Consider the following 18,324-nt stretch of genomic DNA (forward strand, 5'->3'; position numbering starts at 1 on the left):
CCTTTCCTTTGGTTTGCCGGCTACCTAAACCTAGATAGCCGGCAACTTACCGCGGGTAAATACTTACTGGTAAACGACAGTGAAGTTTGCGGTAGTGGAAATAGTGCCAGCAGTAACCGTTGAGTTGGTTGATTGCAGCTTGGCCACAAAATCCAGCACGTTGGTGCCCGTACTCGACAGAGTATAAATACTGGAGTCTGAGTTCGGCGTTACCACTTTCGCTTTGGCATCCAGTACGGTGATCCCGACACCCGCAGCGGTGCTAGAAGCACCAATAGAGAACAGGTCAGAGTTGCTGACATCTGATGTGCCTTCAAAACGTATGCTGGCACCTGAAGCGGCTACCGCTGCCGGGCAACCGGTCAGGCTAATCTGGAACGCTTTAGGGGAAACGGTATCACCGGCATTTTTAAAAGAAGACGCAGCCACGGTGCCAAAGTCTACAGAAACATTGGATGTCGTCACGGTACAGCCTGCATCAATGATCTCACCGGTAAAATTAATCGTGCCGTCGGCGGCGAATACATTACTGGTAGCCAGGAAAGACAGTGCAGCGAAAGATAAAGCGAAAGTGTTTTTCATTAAAATACCTTTGATATATTTAAACGTTACTATTTAATAAATAGTGAAGCGTGATATTGGATAGAATGACATTATTCTACCGTATTAAAACAGTGAAGCAGTGACTCTGAGAACAACCCATTACTTATCGGTTATCTACTATTGAATAACCGGCAACGTGCAGCAAGTTGAACAGTAACCCTCGTAATGGTCATCAATCCGCCCTTGCTTTCGGTGAGGTAATACTATTCTTAAAAGCACAACTGAAACACTGAATTACGCTTACTTAGAAAAACAAAAGAAAAAGGGTGTCCACTTCATTTTATTGAGTCAATGTTGGTAGGCTGGCAGGCGTTGTAGTGCGCACACCAAAGCGGTATCAAGTTTATCAAATAAGAAAAAAGCAGCGTGAGATAAGAATTTCTCTCTTAATTTCAGTATTTTAAGAATATGAATAAGAAAAATTGGCACCTCATGATATCTAAAAGTGAGATCGTTTGATGAATAACCCCCGCTTTTACTGCTGTTGCATGCTCTAAAACATCCAAACTTGAGCAGACTTATGATGCTCATCAATAGAGGAGTAAAGAAAAACGGTGCATCTGACGATGCACTGTAAATATCAACCCGGATCTTTTCCTTGTTCTCACTAAACCCAAAAGCTATCGGTTAGTTTTCTCTAACCGTAACTACGTCAATAAAGCGTTCAGTAGAGCCCGGCATAAGTATAGAGCACTCTTTTTTCGATAAATGATGGTTAGTTAAACAATTTTTTGGTATTAAAATTTATTATTTATTGCGGATTAATATTAATTTGATATTGATGGTGAATCTGTTTATTTAGTCTGATTTTTCCTATTCCCAATATCACGGAAAAGAATTTTTAACAATTTGACACCCTGTATTTTGTATCCTACTTTGATTTATGCAGATTAATTTTTTATCCGCTGAAAAAACAAACGTTTGTCATCAACCTTTGGGCCTTTTAAATAAGGAATTACGATGAAAAAGTACGGTTTCATAGTCGGTATAGGAATGGCCTTCATTACAGCGCCCCCTGTGTTAGCCGGTACCACAACTGGTACTGTCAACGCCTCGCTGATTCTTACGGCGGGCTGCATCGTTAACGGAAGCACAGGAACATCTAGCCTGAATTTAGGGTCACTTAACTTCGGTACCTTTAATGCGGAAACCTTTACTGCCGCAGATGCCTCGCTGACTAGCAGCACCAATAACGCGATAGCGGTAAAGTGCTCTCCGGGTGCTACGTATGCCGTAAAAGTGACCAGCAGTAACAGTGCTCCCAGTGGTGCCGTGTATGGCACCGTGCCCGCTACAGCACCCCGTTATCTGGTTGGGAGTACCTACACCAACGAAGGGGTCGCCTACGTACTGGCTCATAGAGCAGCTTTTGCCGCAGGTGATATCATTGCCGATAATGCCACTTTTCCAGCAGCCAGTTCGTCAGATTCGACCAACGGCGATCTCTACCCTATTTTTGGCCGTATAGTCGGTGTTACTAATAACACCAGCATTCATGCAGATACTTATAACGACGTTATCCACGTACAGGTTGACTACTGAAAGGTAGTGAGTATTGCCAAAGAAGGTGCGAAAAATAACGGGATATTGTGGATGCGAAGAGTGTGTACGTGCATAGGCTGGCTACCGTTATTCTTTTGCCCTCTTTCTCTGGCGTTGCCGACACAAACTTTTCAGGTGTCGGCTAACATTGTTGCCGGGTGCCTGGTACAGGGGAGCAATACTGGGGTATTTGGCGCGATTAACTTTGGCACTTATCCGGGCACTTCCACGGCCCTGGTGAGTGCCAGCTATGTACAGAATGCGACGATTACGCTGGTCTGTACGCCTGGCACCACGCTACAGATGAGTATTGACGGCGGGGCCAATTATAGTGCGGGGCGGAATCTGAAGCGCAGCGGTAATACCGATGTGGTTCCTTATAATATTTATAATAGCGCTACCCATATAGCGATCCCGGTTAATCAGGCTATACCTGTGACGTTTGCTAATGTGAATAATATTGTGCTGCCATTGTACGGGCAACTTACGCTCGGCGGTTATTCCCATGCAGGAAACTATGCGGATACTCTGACGGTGACGCTCTCATGGTAAGCAGACAGCGAGGCTGAGAGTATGTGGTATCAACAACGAGGGGTGTGGCTGATGGCCTGCGGTTTGCTGCTGGCTATTTCAGGTAACGTACAGGCCAGCAAGGTGCTTATCTGGCCGATAGATCCGACTATCACTGACGATCAGAAAGCGACCACATTGTGGATTGAGAATCACGGTACCGAGCCGGTACTGATGCAGGTTCGGGTGCTGGGTTGGTTGCAGATAGAGGGGAATGAAGGGTATCAGGAACAGCAACAGGTGGTTGTCAGCCCGCCGATCGTGCAGGTTGCCGCAGGCAAAAAGCAATTGGTTCGTCTGATCAAAAATACCGAGCCCCCCGTCGCACGGGAGTTGGCTTATCGCGTACTGGTGGATGAAATTCCGACCCCGGCCGGGCAGGGGAGCAGTGCGGGGGCAGGTATTAACTTCCAGATGCGTTACTCCATTCCGCTGTTTGTCTACGGTCAAGGTCTAAGCTATCGCGCGGACATGGCAGCGAATGGTCAGAGCAAAAAGGCGGATACGCTGTATCAACCCCAGTTGAGTTGGCAACTGGTGCAACAACAGGGGAAAAACCTGTTGCAGGTGACCAACCATGGCAATATCCACGCTCGCTTGAGCAGTGTTCGTATTCAACAAGGCACCAGAGAGATGACGGTCACCGACGGATTGTTGGGTTATGTACTGGCCAACTCCACACGCCGCTGGCCGGTTGACATAGCCTCTTCATCCCCCATAAGTTCGCTGGTGATGCGGGTGAATGGCGATAGCGAAGCTAAACCTTATCGCTCAGGCGCTCAGTGATGTTATCAGGCTGTTGGCAGGGACTGTAATGAAGAATGGTATTCAACCTTCGTTCTGGCTAGCGACAGTTATTGCGTTTGGCGGGTTTACAGATTCAGCCTGGTCTAGGGATGGGGATATTTCAACCTCGCTTCCTCCACCTCCGACGGCCGTTTCTGCTAAACAGGCGCTTTCCTATCAATTGGAACTGGTGATCAATCAGTATCCTACAGGCGACGTGGTGGCAGTGACGCTCCGGGACGGGCAGTATTTTGTGGCCGCCAGTGCCATGCGGCATGCGGGAATACGGCAGGACAAACTGACCGCAGAGGAGGTCAACGTCAGCATGATGCCGAAGACCCATGTCCATTATGAGAGTGAATCCCAACGCCTGTTGCTCGACGTTCCTCCTGACTGGTTGCAGTTACAGTCTTTCTCCGGTGACGAGGGGCATCAGCGCTATCCGGCTCAGAGTAATACCGGCGCACTGTTGAACTATGATATCTATGCGGCGCGTGCTGGCAGCGGCAGCAACCCGTTGTCGGTGGGGAATGAGCTGCGGTTGTTTAGTCAATATGGCTATCTGTCCAACAGTGGTCTGGTGAGGTGGGATCAGTCAGAAGACGCTCTAAACGCAGGGAATGGCTATCTGCGCTATGATACCACGCTGGGCAATTTTGATGAGCAGAACGCACTAAGCTGGCGGGCGGGGGATCTGATCACCGATGCACTGGCCTGGAGCAACAGCGTGCGCCTCGGTGGAGTACAGGTTGCCCGCGATTTCTCGCTGCGCCCCGATATGGTCACCTATCCACTGCCACAGTTTTCAGGGGAAGCGGCGGTGCCGACGACGGTCGATCTGTTTATCAACGGCAATCGCAGTGCCAGCACGCAAGTTCGACCGGGGCCTTTTACTGTCAGCAACCTGCCCTTTATCAATGGGGCCGGTGAGGCGACCATTATCACCCAGGACGCCCAGGGGCGACAGGTTTCACTGACGCTGCCTTTCTATGCGAGCAGTGCTTTGCTCAAACCTGGGTTGTCGGATTATTCGTTGGCCGTTGGCGCACTGCGTCAGAATTATGGCATTAAAAACTTCTCCTACGGTGCAGCAGTAACCAGTGGTTCTTATCGCTACGGGATTAATGACTACCTTACCGTGGAAGGCCATGCTGAGGGCGCAAATTCTCTGGCATTGGGCGGAGCGGGTGGTGTTATCAAAATCGCTCACTATGGCATTCTGAATACGTCCTATACGGAAAGCCGACTGAGTGGACAAAATGGTCGCCAGCTAAGTTGGGGCTATCAGTATAGCTACAGTGCGTTCAGTCTCAGCACGCAGCATACGCGGCGAAGCGCAGGTTTTGCCAATCTTGCGCTGTACGGCAGCGCCGATCGGGCCGAACGCAGTGAAGAGGAGGCTGATAACAAGACTTCTTCATTCTCCTTGAGCCGCCGTAGCTCACAGTATTCAACCAGTCTGTCAATGAACCAGTATGGCAATCTCGGTGTGGCCTATATTGATATTACGGACCCGAATGACGAACGCACACGATTGCTTAATCTGTCATGGAGCAAAAACCTCTGGCTGGGTAGCAGCCTTACCCTGTCTGCCAGTAAGAATATCAGTCAGGACGGTTGGTCAAGTGCCATGTCGCTGACGATCCCGTTTGGCTCATACTCCAGCACCGGCATCAGCACGGAGCGTACCGCTGAAGGACGTACACGGCAGCAACTGAGTTACAGCCGGAGCTTGCCCAGTGATGGCGGATTCGGCTGGGATTTCGCCTATGCAAATCAACCCGGTGACAGCAGCTATCAGCAGGCATCATTAAACTGGCGCAATACCGTGCTGCACAGCAAGGCCGGTTTTTATGGCAGCAGGAATAATTATACCCGGTGGGCGGATATGAGTGGTTCATTGGTGATGATGGACGGTTCGCTATTTGCGAGTAATGAGGTTAGCGATGCATTTGTCTTAATCAGCACCAACCGTTATCCCCATGTCAAAGTACGCTATGAAAATCAGCCTATTGGTGAAACGGATAGCCGGGGCTACCTGTTGGTACCGAGGGTGACCTCCTACTATCCGGCAAAATATGAGATAGATGCGTTCGATTTGCCAGCCGACGTAGCGGCAACTGACACCGAACAGCGTCTTTCTGTCCAGCGCAAGAGTGGTTATCTGGTGACGTTCCCGCTGAGAAAAACCCAGGCGGTGACGCTGATACTGCGGGATCTTCAGGGTAAACCGCTCCCCGTTTCCAGCCTGGTGCAGCAAGATGGACGCACTCTGACTTACGTGGGGTGGGACGGTATGGTGTATCTGGAAGAGGTAAAACCTGGAGCGGCACTGAGTGTGACAACGCCCGAGGGGCAACGTTGCCAGGCTATGCTACCCTCTGCACCTGTATCCGGTGTGACGTCTTCTTCTCCTCAACCGCTTATTTGTCAGCCTGCTGGGGCATGAAATGTATAAGAGTATGACAACGTTGATTTTTATGATCCTCACTGTGGCCTGGGGCGTTTCATCGGCAAGGGCGGCCTGCAGCACGCCGATGGTGAATGCCTCGTTTGGCTCTGTGACTTCTTTTGCTGTTAACAGCACGGCCAGCACGTCATCGGGCTCGTTGTCTGTCAACTGTGGGTCGGCGCTGGCGTCGGTTTTCAACACGGATACCATCAGTGTTCGACTAACGGCTTCAACTTTTTCTTCCGATACCCAGGCGGTGATGAAAAAAATCGGTGATAGCAGCGGCGATAATATTCCAATCACCGTCTGTATTTCAGTCCAGAACTGCGGTTCACCGATGCTGATTGGCTCACCGGCAACGACGTTTAATTCGAATCAACTTTCCATTTTTCTGCTGAGCGGTGGGAAGAACTTTACGATACCGCTGTTTTTTACCACTCAGACCGGGCAAACCGTGGCAGCAGGCACCTATACCACGACGTTGAGTCTCCTGACCAACTGGAATATCTGTACCGGAATTGGGGTAAGCCTTGGTGTCGAGTTTTGCCTCATCCCGCAAATCAGTTCAGCGACGTTGTTCCTGACGGTGACTCTGGTGGTTACCAATGACTGTACGACCATTCTTGCTCCGGCAGTGAGTTTTGGCAGTGCGCCCTTGTTAAGTAGTTTCAGTTCGGTAGCACAAACTATTTCAGTCACTTGCACCAAGGGGAGCGTATATACGGTTGGCCTCAACGACGGTATCCATGCGGTAAGCGGCGTGCGCAATATGGCCAGTGGAAGCAACCTGATTAGTTACGATATTTACCAGTCAACAACCAGCAACCGTTGGGGCAGTAGCATTGCCGCGCAACGTTGGTCAAGTACCAATGCCACTTCTGTCAATATCAACCAAGTGACACGTAACTATAACTACACGGCAAGTATATTGAGCGGCCAGACGACACCGGTGGCGGGGAGTTACAGCGATACGATTACCGTGGATCTCTCATTTTGAACGTTGGGCAGGGAAGTTCTCGTTTGCGTAGGTGGGTTGTTATGTACCATAAAAGAATAAATAATAAGTGAAAATATAAAAAATAGAATTAAAAACTAATTATTTCAGTTGGTGTATCGCAATGGGCTGTTTTTGCCTTTGCTTCATGGGGGTTGAATCAGTGTCTCGAGGCGATATGATATACGCTTATCACATTATCTTTCCCTTACTACTATGTTATAGGATTTAATACTAGGCTGTGTCCCTCAATTAAAAATGGTATACTGATCACCTAATTTTCAAACAGTTATCGCTATGGCTCGCTACGATCTTCCTGATGCTGCATGGGCACTCATCCTGCCATTATTACCTCCAGAACGCTCTCAGCGCCCTGGGCATCCCTATAGTGAACACCGTAAAGTCATCAATGGCATGTTTTGGGTGCTGTGCTCTGGGGCTCCCTGGCGTGATTTACCCGAACGCTATGGGTCATGGAAAACCGTCTACAACCGTTTCAACCGGTGGGCAAAAAAAGGCATCATTAACTCTATATTCAATAAGTTACTGTCCATTCTTGATGAGCATAAGCTGCTCGACTGGTCGGCTATCTCTCTGGATGGTAGCAATATTCGTGCAATGCGTTGTGCTGCCGGTGCCCAAAAAAACATCCCGATATCGCCAGTGATCATGGCCTGGGTCGCTCACGAGGCGGTTATGGCACCAAAATCCATCTGGCAACAGACGGAAACGGGCTCCCTTTAAATATCGTGCTGAGTGCGGGTCAAGCTCATGAAAGTCAGTTTGCGCTACGGTTATTAGATGGCATCGGCGTTCTAAGAAAAAATGGTTTTATGAAGCGTCGAGGCAAGGCCGTTCTCGCTGATAAAGCCTATTCAAACAAGGCATTACGTAGTGACTTAAAGCGGAGTGGTATCAAGGTCGTTATTCCGCATAAGTCGAATGAGAAGGCCAGTACAGATGGACGAACCCGATTTGATAAAGAGATTTATCGTAGGCGCAATGTTGTAGAAAGAAGCTTTGGTTTGCTGAAAGAAAACCGCCGCATAGCGACACGTTATGAAAAGACGGCGAGGAACTACCTGTCGATGGTTCAACTGGGCTGTATTCGGCTGTTTTTACGACGAATATGTAATTGAGGGACACAGCCTAATACTTGAGTTCGATAATACAATAGCAGTAATAAAGAAAAGCTGTGCAAATGTCACTGATAAAATCGAGAAGGATTTCGAACTGGTTTCAAGCAATTTATTGGCTGGTACTTTTAACGATTCAGATGTTTTTTTCCAAAAAATATCCACAAGAACAATGACGAACTCGGATAAGGCTATAAGAAATCGCTCCGCTGAATCAGCTGATCTTAAAGGTGCCTACTCCACTCATGCTGCAGGCAGGGCAATCCCTTACTATTTAAAACTTAGACAAGGTTCTGTCATAAAAACAATTTCTGGTTCTGGAAGATTAGTTGAAGCATCTCAAAGAGTAAACTTTGATGAAATTGCCGCATGGTCATACAATCAATTGATTTTAATTAGACAGGGTGGCGGAATAAAAGACTTTCTTAACAACTTTGCACAGCAAAAAGAATTAAACACAGTTTTAAATGTTGCAACTCCTAACGCACTATTAATTGAAAGTACTGCGCTATTTGAAAAAATTAAATCTGAAAGTGCCATTATTAAATACAAACTACCTGATGGCACTGAACGTAGTTTAAATGACAGGCAACTTAATAGATTGTATCGAGAGTTCGAAAGAGTATTTGAAATTGAGGATGGCTTAAACATTCAATTCTCTGTTGGAAAGGGTAAAATAAGAAGAAATTCTAAAACATTAACTATAGACTCAGCAATTTTAAAGAAGTTAAAAGTTTCAACCAGTAGCAAAGATGTCACCCTTCAGAATTTCATATACAAAAATGGATTTTATAGCATTACTTTTACTGATCCTCGCTATATGTATTTCATGGGTAATTGCTTTGAAGATTCTTCAGGCATATCTGAAATTAATAGCATTTTAGACATGCTTGTTCCCAAAGACCCTATTAAAAGAGTATCTAGTGAAAAGGGTTATTTCACAAAGGGAATGACTAAATTTACGGATGACTCAATGTTTGACGTTGTAGAGGAAATACATAATGGAGACGATTATATTTTTTGCGATGACTTAGGTAATGAATGGGCAGATCATATAGCTTTTAACAAAAGCGAATCTTGCATTTCTTTTATACACTCAAAGCATGGTGATAAAAGTACATCAGCTAGCAAACTTCATGATGTAGTTGGCCAAGGTATAAAAAACCTAGGGTATATGTATTTCAGTACTGATGACTTCACTGACAAAGCACGAAGTAAACTTAAAGGTAACTATGTAGGGGTTTATAAAAAACTATCAGTGGCCACACAAATCAAAAAAATAAGAAAAGGCGACACGAGAGGCATGAAAAAATATCTTGAGGAGATTTTTAAAGATGTTAAGTTACACAGAAAATGCATTCTTAGCTGCTCTTTTATATCCAAAAAAGAGATAAAAAAGGAGTTTCTGAAACTAAAATCCAAGCAACCAGTCAAACCACATGTAATTCAGTTGTTATGGATACTTTCTTCCTTTTCACACGCTGTAAGGGAGGCTAATGCAGTGCCGATAATTTATTGCCACGAGTAATTTTAATTTAGAGAGGATTAGTCATCCTCTCTGAACCCACCAGTGTAATACCCATACCCTTCTGGCCCATCACGATAACCATCTCCTCGCGGCTCATCGTCATCGTCAAAAACGGTACTATTGTGATCCGTAACGTGGCTTTCGGTATTACCATAAATTAAAGAACCAAGAACAATAGTCGCGACGATTAATATAATTCCTGAAAGATAGTAGAAAAGAAAAAGTGCAAGAGCCAAAACAATACAGGCGAGGAGAACTCTATTGCTAGTCGAAGCAGGAAGTGTACTCTTAATCGTTTTAAGTTTACCTCTGAAATGCCGATTTTGAATGCGCACGATTGCCTCAATTCCAGAATGTATATGTCAAAGTCTAATCCCAATACCTGATGATGCAACCTATATCGCCTGTTGACCGTCAAATGCAATGTTGATAGCTTGGGCTTGTTGCCATAGTTGTTTACGCAACCAACAAAGCCCTCATGACCTGAAAGGGGCACCTTAGTGGCGGTCATCAGCGAAAGTTTCAGCTGCCTGTGAGAAACGCCATTTGGCGGCTGCATCCGGGATAACCGGCAAAGCTACTCAACCTTTGCAAGTAGCGGGCAAAATCAACGTCCAAGGTTTCAACTACTTCACTACGGTTCGATCAACTTCATCTCATCAATATCAGCTACAGCGCACGGCCAGTTTGCGTGAACGTTTCCGCCATTTGGAACATTTGGCGACGAACGGACCTCGCAAATACAGGCAGAAGCTGCGCGGCGTCACTTGCGTTGGCGCGTAGCAACAACCAAGTGACGCGCGCAGCGCGTATACGTCAACACCACGTAATACGGCCTTCTGCGACGACGCTTACCGTCTGACCAACACGTAGTTCGTTATTACAACCATCCACCACACCAACATCCAATTAACGTTGGCAACTTATCTGAGGAGGAAATCAACGCGATATCAAGGCGACGTCAGCGAACCTGACGGACGGAGGCGTCCTGAGAAATCAGGAACCGGCATTAGCCGCGATCAGCTCTGAGAGCTGTGGAGACCTCGCAACAACTCAACATTTCGCCGCCCCGATGCACAGATATCCGCTGAGACGTAGGAAGCGCAACCTGAAACCGTGCCGTCGGGGTAGAGATGTTTTGGAGGATGTATGTCACGCGGAAACAAGCAGTTCAGCAAGCAGTTGGTAACGCTGGCCAGACAATCTGGCGGCAGCTTTAAAACCGTTGCCGATCGTTCGCATATAGCCGCACGGCTGGCTGAGCAGATGCTGAAACTAAACATCCAGATCAGGGACGTGGATCATATTAAGACGCATCACATCGAGAATTACGTTAGAAGCCGCTTGGCGGAAGATATTTCAAAGCGCACGCTGCAAAACGAGATGGCGGCACTGCGCGCAATTCTGGCCACTGCAGGCAGAACCAAACTGGCCGATCCCAAGCATGAAAAGTTGAGTAACGATGCACTCAACCTGTCCGGTGCCAGTCGATCCGGATCAAAGACGGCAATTACGGACGAGCGCTTTCACGAGGCGCTCGCCCTCGTACGTAGTAAAGACGAAGGTGTCGCATTGGCGATGGAGATTGCGCGTTATCTCGGATTGCGAACGGAAGAAGCGGTGCAGTCGGCTAAATCACTAAAGACTTGGCAGCAGGCGCTGGCGCGCGGGGATGAACGGTTGCACGTGGTGTTCGGCACTAAAGGCGGCAGACCGAGAGATACGACGGTCGTTAGGCGCGAAGAACTGGTGCGTAGCTTAAACGCTGCAGTGGCATATTCGGCAGAACATGGCGGCAAGTTGGTTGATAGAACCGGGCTGAGGAGCGCGATCGATCGCTACCGAAATGTGGCTAAGGATGCTGGGCTCACAGGCAAAGAAGCACCGCACAGCCTGAGATATGCGTATTCACGTGAGGCTACTGAGTTGCATATGAAAAACGGCCTCAGCAGAAAAGAAGCTGAGGCGATGGTTTCGATGGACTTGGGCCATGGTGACGGGAGAGGTCTTTACGTCCGTAAGGTTTATCTTTTATCTGGGGCGGATTAAAGTCTTACTTCTAGTAACATCACCTTCAAAGTCATCAATAGTTTCATTAATAAATAGTATTAATTCGTTAAAGTCTTCAGCTGTTGTTGAAGGCCCTAACATAAAATTAGCCTTCTTCATCTTGTTCGAATTATATAATACATCTATGAATTCTATATCGGTTGGATCATTATTTACTATAGATTCATAATGATTCCAGTAAGGTATTTCATCTGAACGTCGATAAGAATGACTTTTGGGAGATGCCTGCAAAAGGAATCGACATTCCTTTTGAAATGCCCAGCTCTTGCGTTTGAGCAAACAAAAACCCTTGATATATTCAGGTGATATCATTCCATAGTAGTTTAGAAACATATTTACCTTGGGTTCTTCTTGATAAATTACATCACTAAAGAACTCAGGTTTACTTCCCTCTCGAATGATCGGATAGCAACAAGCGTTGTCATTAGTGTGATTCATTATTTGATGATCTTTATTAATTTCAGGATGAATAAAATCAGAATCAATTTCGATCCTTACTGCGAATCTATCTTTAACATACATAGTCCATAATGGAATGCTTTCTTCATCGTCACGGGTCCAGCAACTTGCAAAAAAATATTGAGATTTATGGCCAACATCTGTAGTTAGCCCTTCCTCATAATCATCTACATTTTTTAGGGAGTTAAATCTTATAGTCTTATTTTTGATGATAAGCTTGAATGTTTCAAAGCTAGTGTAATGAAATATTCTCGAAGTCATTTATCAATCCCTTATTTCTTACAAATACTAAAACTAAATTTTCATTATTCGTTTGTGATTTTTTCTGTTACTGTTCACATAACATACAATGCTTCGCGGACCTGAAAGAAGCGCTAACTGGCGGTCCCCATATCCGCACACCTTTAGAGCGGGTGCCATCTTCGATGGTCAAGGTTCTCTCATCACCTCGCCGCACGGCACGCATTACCCACCCTGACGGGGATTTACTCCCGTTAGCGGATAAATCCCCTTTTTTCACATCTGGAGGATTTACCCATGGGCTATTGCCATTGCTTCACCCAACTGAAATCTGTTCCTAACGATCAGTGGTTACTCTTAACCGTACAGCTATCAAACGTGTTTTTGATAATACAAAACCGGCATGTTCCCGGCTATAAGCAACCTTTGGTGCTTTGCACCAGCGATGGCCGCTATCCACTGTTGCAGCCCGCTGACCTGATAGTGCAAAGCGGCATTCGACAACCCGCAATCTCATTTAACGGCGAGGAGAAAGAGAATCTTGAGTATGAAAGTTTCTTCCTTGGCCAACATTCATCTGGCAGTGAATTCTGCAAGACATCGTTTAACTGGTCACCAGACCGGCCTTATGACTTCATGGTGAAAGCCACGCTACTACTGGCACATCGATTTTGCATCGGCTGCTATGACATCTCATCGGATGGCTCGCTTGCTGAATGGCTTGATGTTCAGGAGTGGTTAACTAAGCACTTAGGCGGCCAATGGCCAATACCTGAAGCAATCCTCAATAACCCCGAGTAATCACTCTCAATTTCAACCTGCCCAGTGGCGTATCACTTCGCCATTACGGGAAGGGATACGCCACGTAAGGAGTATCCCATGCCGACCAAACGCAAATCCCGTAAGTCACAAACCAACCAAGTTGATCTCTACCAGCAAGTTACCGATAAAATCGTCGCGTCGATCGAGCGAGGAGTTTTACCCTGGCGTAAACCGTGGCGAGACAGCAAGCGTTTCGCTGAATCACCAATACCATCCAATGCATCGACCGGTCGGCACTATAACGGCGTCAACATCATGCTGCTGTGGCTGTCAGCTGAGGAGCAAGGGTTCAATTCCAATCGCTGGCTAACGTGGAAGCAGGCACAAGCTGCCGGTGGCAACGTTCGCAAAGGTGAGAAAGCGACTGTCGCGGTGTTCTTCAAGCCGTTTGAGGTTGAATCCACCGACAAGGCTGGCCAACCGCGCACCAACGCAGAAGGTGAAACGGTTATGGAGCAACGCATCATGTTGCGCAGCATAATGCTGTTCAATATCGAGCAATGCGAAGGACTACCGGAAAAAATCATCGGCGCTGTGCCTGAGATCCTGGATGATGAATCCGTTGATACGGTGAGCGCGCCAATCTTTAACGACATTGTGACCATTGCAGGTGAAACTGGCGTTCGCGTTAGTTACTCCGAGCAGAACCGGGCTTACTACCACTCAATGAAGGACCAAATTGTCTTGCCTCTGCGTAAGCAGTTTTTCACTGAAGCAGACTTTTGTTCGACCCTGTTGCATGAGCTGGTGCATGCAACCGGCCATCACAGTCGACTCGATCGGGAAGGCATAACATCGACATCGCGCACGTTTGGCGATCCGGTTTATGCCTTTGAAGAGTTGATTGCTGAGCTGGGCAGTGCCTTCCTCTGCGCGCATTTGGGCGTTTATGGCGAGGTGCAGCACGACAGCTACATCGATCACTGGCTGAAGATACTGAAGTCCGATAAGAAAGCGTTGTTCCGCGCCTGCCGTATGGCGCGAGAAGCTTCAGAACACTTGCTTAAACCGCTTCATGAAGCAGCTGAAGAAGACGCAGCATGAAACCAAACCATCTCCTTCCGGGGATGGTTTCTTTTTGCTGGGCAATTTAATCACATTTTTCAAAAATGATTTTAGGCTGTGATTACCTGCAGCCTGGAACGATAGTGCCTCCGATCTGGAGGTGAATCATGTTCCCAAAATTACAAAACAAGTTCAGACGCAGCAATTTTCAGCCTTCGTTACCGGCTGAACGAGAAGGCTACTTCACACCGCAAAATCATCAGTCTTTGCTCGGCACGTCATCACGCCAGGCACTGCTCAAGAAGATCTGGCAGAGCTCGCTGCTCTCCAAATCTGCCTATGACGATTTTTGCCTGGAGCCGCTGCAAAAGCTTGCCGAGCGTTATCAAAATTTGCCTGCCGCGCGTATCGCCGACTGGAACAACGTAGGCGGATTGCTCGATCTCACTCTGCAGCAGATCGTCTCCATGTTGCAGTTATCGAAAGGCATGGTATTTCCTGCCAATGCTGCACCTGAAGATCAGGCCGCGCAGTCCAGCCACTGGAACTGCGTAGTGTTCTGGCTGGCACTTTACTGGCACGTTCCCGAATTACTGTATATCGAAGCAGAGCTAGAAGATGGGCATGTCTGGCAGCCAATTTCGAACGCGCCGGGTATGCAATTTCGCTTCAAAGTTGACCGTCAAACCGAAGCGCCAGCAAAAGACAGCGTTATCAGACTGGCGTTTACCGTCTCAATGTTGCCTAAAAGCGCATTAAATTGGCTGGAAAAACAGCCCAATGCGCGAGATTGCCTGTTTCTTGAACTGGCCGGAATTAATTCTGCGGAAAAGCAGATCCATTTATTAATAAATAAAGCGAAGCGTAAATTATTATCCTGCGAATTAAATGAAGTTAAAAATGCCGTGAAAATGAATACCAATTTATATCCGAAAGTTGTGAGTGAATTGTCCACCGAAATCCCCGCAGAACAGTATGACGACGCCGTTTATGAAGAATACTTTAGTCAGGGTGATGTTATTAAAAATAGCCACTTGGCTAGTGATGGAATTGAAATCAACATCGATGATTTTAAGAAAATCGATCATGGCGCTGATATAGCTGAAATTCACGCCCAGAATGGTAGTCGAATTAATGCGAAAAAGTCTGATAGTGCCGTTAAGCCAACCTACGGATCATCTGAAAGTGATCAAAAATACGTCAGAAATGGTTATCAAAATCAGTTACATGATCCAGAATCGATCCCAGTAACACCTGGGATTACCTCACAGATTTCTAAGAAACAAACCGGCGAGGTGTTTTGGTCCTGGCTGGTTGAGGGTCTCGAAAATGGAACGATAGCGTGCAATGAAGCAGATTCACGCGTGCAACTGGTCGCTGGTTTTGTTTTCCTGCTTGTACCGGGCATATTTTATCGATATCTGAAGCAAACCGGTCAGTCTGCTGATGAGCGTGAAAACGTTCAGGCAGGGTTTGAAAGACTCAACCGACATCGGCGTAACAACGGCAAACGTTTTACGTTTGCCACTCTCTACAACAGTGCCGACCGTAACGGCCCTTACAAACGTGTGAAAGGCTATCTGGTCAAATCCACGATGATCATCCGAAGTTCTGATGTGCTGGATGACAGTCAGTTTCTTGTGGTTCCCTGACGCTTTTCTGGAAGGTGTATGGAGGAGAGCTGCTGCCTGAATGGCGGCAATTTACTTGCTGATTAAAGGAATTGTTATGAGTCAGGTTGATACCAATACAAGCTGGGAACTTTTGCTGGATGAATATTTTGATGCAAAGTATCTACGTCCGGATACGGAATGGAGTTACAGAAAAGTCGTTAATGGTTTCATAAAATACTATGGGACTAATCGCATGCCCAGTGAGGTAACGCGACGCGACGTACAGCAGTGGCGACGGCATGTAATGAATATCGAAGGTTCTTCCGCTAACACCTGGAATAATAAAGTTGCTCACATGCGTGCAATCATGAATTACGCCATGAAAGAGAAGCACGTACATCAATCTGAAAACCCATTCAACGATGTTTTAGTGCCGACTGATGACAAGCGAAAAAAGACGCTATCTAAAACACAATTGACGCGTCTCTATTTACTAATACAGCAGCGCGCGGTTCTGGACCACGAGCTCTCTATAGCAGAAATGAAGCGCTGCGCATTACATCCTGCATGGTTTTGGACCGCAGTTCTGGATACTTTGCGTTATACCGGAATGCGCGTGAACCAGCTAATGCACGTGAGGTTAATGGACATCAATCTCGAAGAGAATTGGATCGAGCTGCGCCTCGACGGCAGTAAAACACATAGAGAATGGCGCGTTCCAGTTGTTGCTCCACTAAAACCTCGGCTTCAGCTGTTGATTAGCCGGGCCATTGAAAATGGTGCCGAATCAGCCAGTGCTATTTTTGACGTCAATAGATTTCTTTGGACGGAGAAGGAAAGGGAAAAGTTACCACCAGTTGCAACATTGCAGCCGGTAAAATCATTCTTCCGACGATTATCCAAAGAATGCGGCTTTGCTGTTTCCCCTCATCGTTTCAGGCATACATTAGCAACTGAGTTAATGAAATCACCCGATCGTAACCTGCAAATGGTAAAAGGCTTGTTGGGGCATAGGAGTATTACAACGACGATGGGATATATTGATATTAATCTAGATGTAACGTGCAGAACTTTAGAGTCTGAGCTGGGCTTATATTTGGATAAAAAATTAGTTGGACAACAAACCTAAGTAGAAATGCATTTTCAATGATTTATGATGTAACCATGTCAATTTCTTCATATATGGGGGGGGTAATGCCCCCATAAAATTCAATCGAAAAACCAATTCAACATCCAATTATTTTAGTAAATTATTTTTCAGTTCATTTTCAATTATCTCTTTAGAAAGATAATAGATTTTATGAATTCTCATTTCAAACTGAATAGGAGTATACTTGTCTACTTCTATTACCAGCCAATCGACTTCATTGCTTACAAGAGGGTCGAATAATTTCTTTTCCTTTGCATATTTTAGCCATTTCTTAATAGATCTGGAGTTATCTTGTCTTTTTGTATTTTCACAATAGGCCTTGCGCATCCGTATATTTACTAGAAGGCAATAGTAAAAATGCATGATCTTCTTGACGGCAGCGATGTCATCCATTGTACCCACGCAGAATTATCTATGAATAATTTTAGGGCGTATTGTTTACATCACAATTTCATATTTCGTCAACCATGTTGGATCAGCGATTACTTTTTAAAACAGACTCATAAATAGAATAAACATATGATTATAATGGAAAAATTATTTAACAGGCTTTTATAATTTTTTAAAAATGATAAGTGACATACTACCTTCGTTACATTAGTTATTATTTTCACCCTTCCTTTTATTAAAGGCACCCTCAATATGTTGTTATTTTTTCATTATATTTCATAATCTTAAATCAGTTCATTTGATTTGAAAAATTCATGATTTGAAATTATTAGTGTGAGCAAAAGCACAGATCTTGAGTGACGGCATTGCCTATCCTCGCAACACAGGAGTAGGGTTCACTCAGGTTGAACATAGTTGTACATAGACAACCATGCCTGACACTGGTCACTAAGAGTCAGGTAATTCGAAAAAATTGGAAGGACAGAGGTACAAGATGCCATTGAATACATCACTTGATCGCGAGCTCATCCATCTGCATCAGGCACCGCAGGACCGTAAAGAGTTGTTCAGCAAAATCACTGACCAGCTCCTTGCCAAAGGGATTGTTGAAGAAAGCTACCGTGAGGCTTTGGTATTGCGTGAGCTGAATCATCCAACAGCGATGCAACTGGAAACGATGGGTGTCGCCATTCCTCATGTTGATGTTGAACATGTACGCGAAGAGCGATTGGTTGTGGTCACTTGCCCTGAAGGGATTGAATTCAACCAGGCTGAAGATCCTGACCTGACAATGAAGGTAAATGTCATTTTCTTCCTTCTGCTCAAAGAAAAAGACGCGCACCTCGAATTTCTGATGAAGCTGATTTCTTTATTCCAGAAAACAGCAGAGATGAACAACCTACTCAGCACAACGTCCGTTGAGGATGTAATACAGATCTTGGCTAAAAATCTCGATTGATCACTG

At 46.0% G+C, this 18,324-nt stretch carries 15 protein-coding genes; 13 read left to right on the forward strand and 2 right to left on the reverse strand.

The features are described from left to right. Positions 1 to 63: 63 nt before the first annotated feature. Complete coding sequence (locus tag ACX9GT_RS04145) at positions 64 to 582, reverse strand: fimbrial protein (protein WP_473189950.1); 519 nt, start codon at positions 580 to 582, stop codon at positions 64 to 66. 1,014 nt (positions 583 to 1,596) lie between these two features. Between ACX9GT_RS04145 and ACX9GT_RS04150 the strand changes: the two genes are divergently transcribed. The 8 genes from ACX9GT_RS04150 to ACX9GT_RS04185 all read left to right on the forward strand — a co-directional run bounded on the left by ACX9GT_RS04150 (position 1,597) and on the right by ACX9GT_RS04185 (position 11,660). Continuing rightward, positions 1,597 to 2,145, forward strand: a complete 549-nt coding sequence (locus ACX9GT_RS04150) for a spore coat protein U domain-containing protein (RefSeq protein ID WP_473189951.1) — start codon at positions 1,597 to 1,599, stop codon at positions 2,143 to 2,145. A 51-nt stretch (positions 2,146 to 2,196) separates the two neighbouring features. Beyond that, entirely contained in the window at positions 2,197 to 2,697 is a 501-nt protein-coding gene (locus tag ACX9GT_RS04155) for a Csu type fimbrial protein (protein ID WP_473189952.1), read from the forward strand. 21 nt (positions 2,698 to 2,718) lie between these two features. After that, complete coding sequence (locus ACX9GT_RS04160; protein ID WP_473189953.1) at positions 2,719 to 3,501, forward strand: fimbrial biogenesis chaperone; 783 nt, start codon at positions 2,719 to 2,721, stop codon at positions 3,499 to 3,501. 28 nt (positions 3,502 to 3,529) lie between these two features. Beyond that, positions 3,530 to 5,950: a fimbria/pilus outer membrane usher protein gene (locus tag ACX9GT_RS04165; protein WP_473189954.1), complete on the forward strand. Its 2,421-nt coding sequence runs from the start codon at positions 3,530 to 3,532 to the stop codon at positions 5,948 to 5,950. A gap of 13 nt (positions 5,951 to 5,963) precedes the next feature. Continuing rightward, positions 5,964 to 6,950: a Csu type fimbrial protein gene (locus ACX9GT_RS04170; protein ID WP_473189955.1), complete on the forward strand. Its 987-nt coding sequence runs from the start codon at positions 5,964 to 5,966 to the stop codon at positions 6,948 to 6,950. Positions 6,951 to 7,244: 294 nt separating this feature from the next. Then, positions 7,245 to 8,086 (forward strand): IS5 family transposase gene (locus ACX9GT_RS04175; RefSeq protein ID WP_473188083.1). Its coding sequence is split into 2 segments (ribosomal slippage): positions 7,245 to 7,587 and positions 7,587 to 8,086, totalling 843 coding nucleotides; the frame shifts between segments, so codons are not numbered across the junction. Then, on the forward strand, positions 8,007 to 9,611 hold the full coding sequence (locus tag ACX9GT_RS04180) for a hypothetical protein (RefSeq protein ID WP_473189956.1): 1,605 nt from the start codon (positions 8,007 to 8,009) through the stop codon (positions 9,609 to 9,611). Before ACX9GT_RS04175 ends, ACX9GT_RS04180 begins: the two co-directional genes overlap by 80 nt. Positions 9,612 to 10,760: 1,149 nt before the next feature. Next, positions 10,761 to 11,660 (forward strand): integrase domain-containing protein, encoded by a 900-nt coding sequence (locus tag ACX9GT_RS04185; RefSeq protein WP_473189957.1) that lies wholly within the window; start codon positions 10,761 to 10,763, stop codon positions 11,658 to 11,660. Here the strand turns inward: ACX9GT_RS04185 and ACX9GT_RS04190 are convergent. Further along, entirely contained in the window at positions 11,643 to 12,401 is a 759-nt protein-coding gene (locus tag ACX9GT_RS04190) for a hypothetical protein (protein WP_473189958.1), read from the reverse strand. The genes ACX9GT_RS04185 and ACX9GT_RS04190 overlap by 18 nt on opposite strands. 276 nt (positions 12,402 to 12,677) lie before the next feature. On the opposite strand from ACX9GT_RS04190, the gene ACX9GT_RS04195 reads away from it, so the two are divergent. From ACX9GT_RS04195 to ACX9GT_RS04215, 5 genes are all read left to right on the forward strand, one after another. Then, entirely contained in the window at positions 12,678 to 13,181 is a 504-nt protein-coding gene (locus tag ACX9GT_RS04195; RefSeq protein WP_473189959.1) for a hypothetical protein, read from the forward strand. Between the two features lie 78 nt (positions 13,182 to 13,259). Further along, positions 13,260 to 14,246, forward strand: a complete 987-nt coding sequence (locus tag ACX9GT_RS04200) for an ArdC family protein (protein WP_473189960.1) — start codon at positions 13,260 to 13,262, stop codon at positions 14,244 to 14,246. Between the two features lie 128 nt (positions 14,247 to 14,374). Then, entirely contained in the window at positions 14,375 to 15,859 is a 1,485-nt protein-coding gene (locus tag ACX9GT_RS04205; protein ID WP_473189961.1) for a TraI domain-containing protein, read from the forward strand. Between the two features lie 76 nt (positions 15,860 to 15,935). Continuing rightward, positions 15,936 to 16,949, forward strand: a complete 1,014-nt coding sequence (locus tag ACX9GT_RS04210; protein WP_473189962.1) for a tyrosine-type recombinase/integrase — start codon at positions 15,936 to 15,938, stop codon at positions 16,947 to 16,949. A 904-nt stretch (positions 16,950 to 17,853) separates the two neighbouring features. Next, positions 17,854 to 18,318, forward strand: coding sequence for a PTS sugar transporter subunit IIA (locus tag ACX9GT_RS04215; protein WP_473189963.1), 465 nt, complete (start codon positions 17,854 to 17,856; stop codon positions 18,316 to 18,318). The last annotated feature ends 6 nt before the right edge of the window (positions 18,319 to 18,324 follow it).

Source organism: Serratia sp. YWN4, assembly GCF_055790845.1.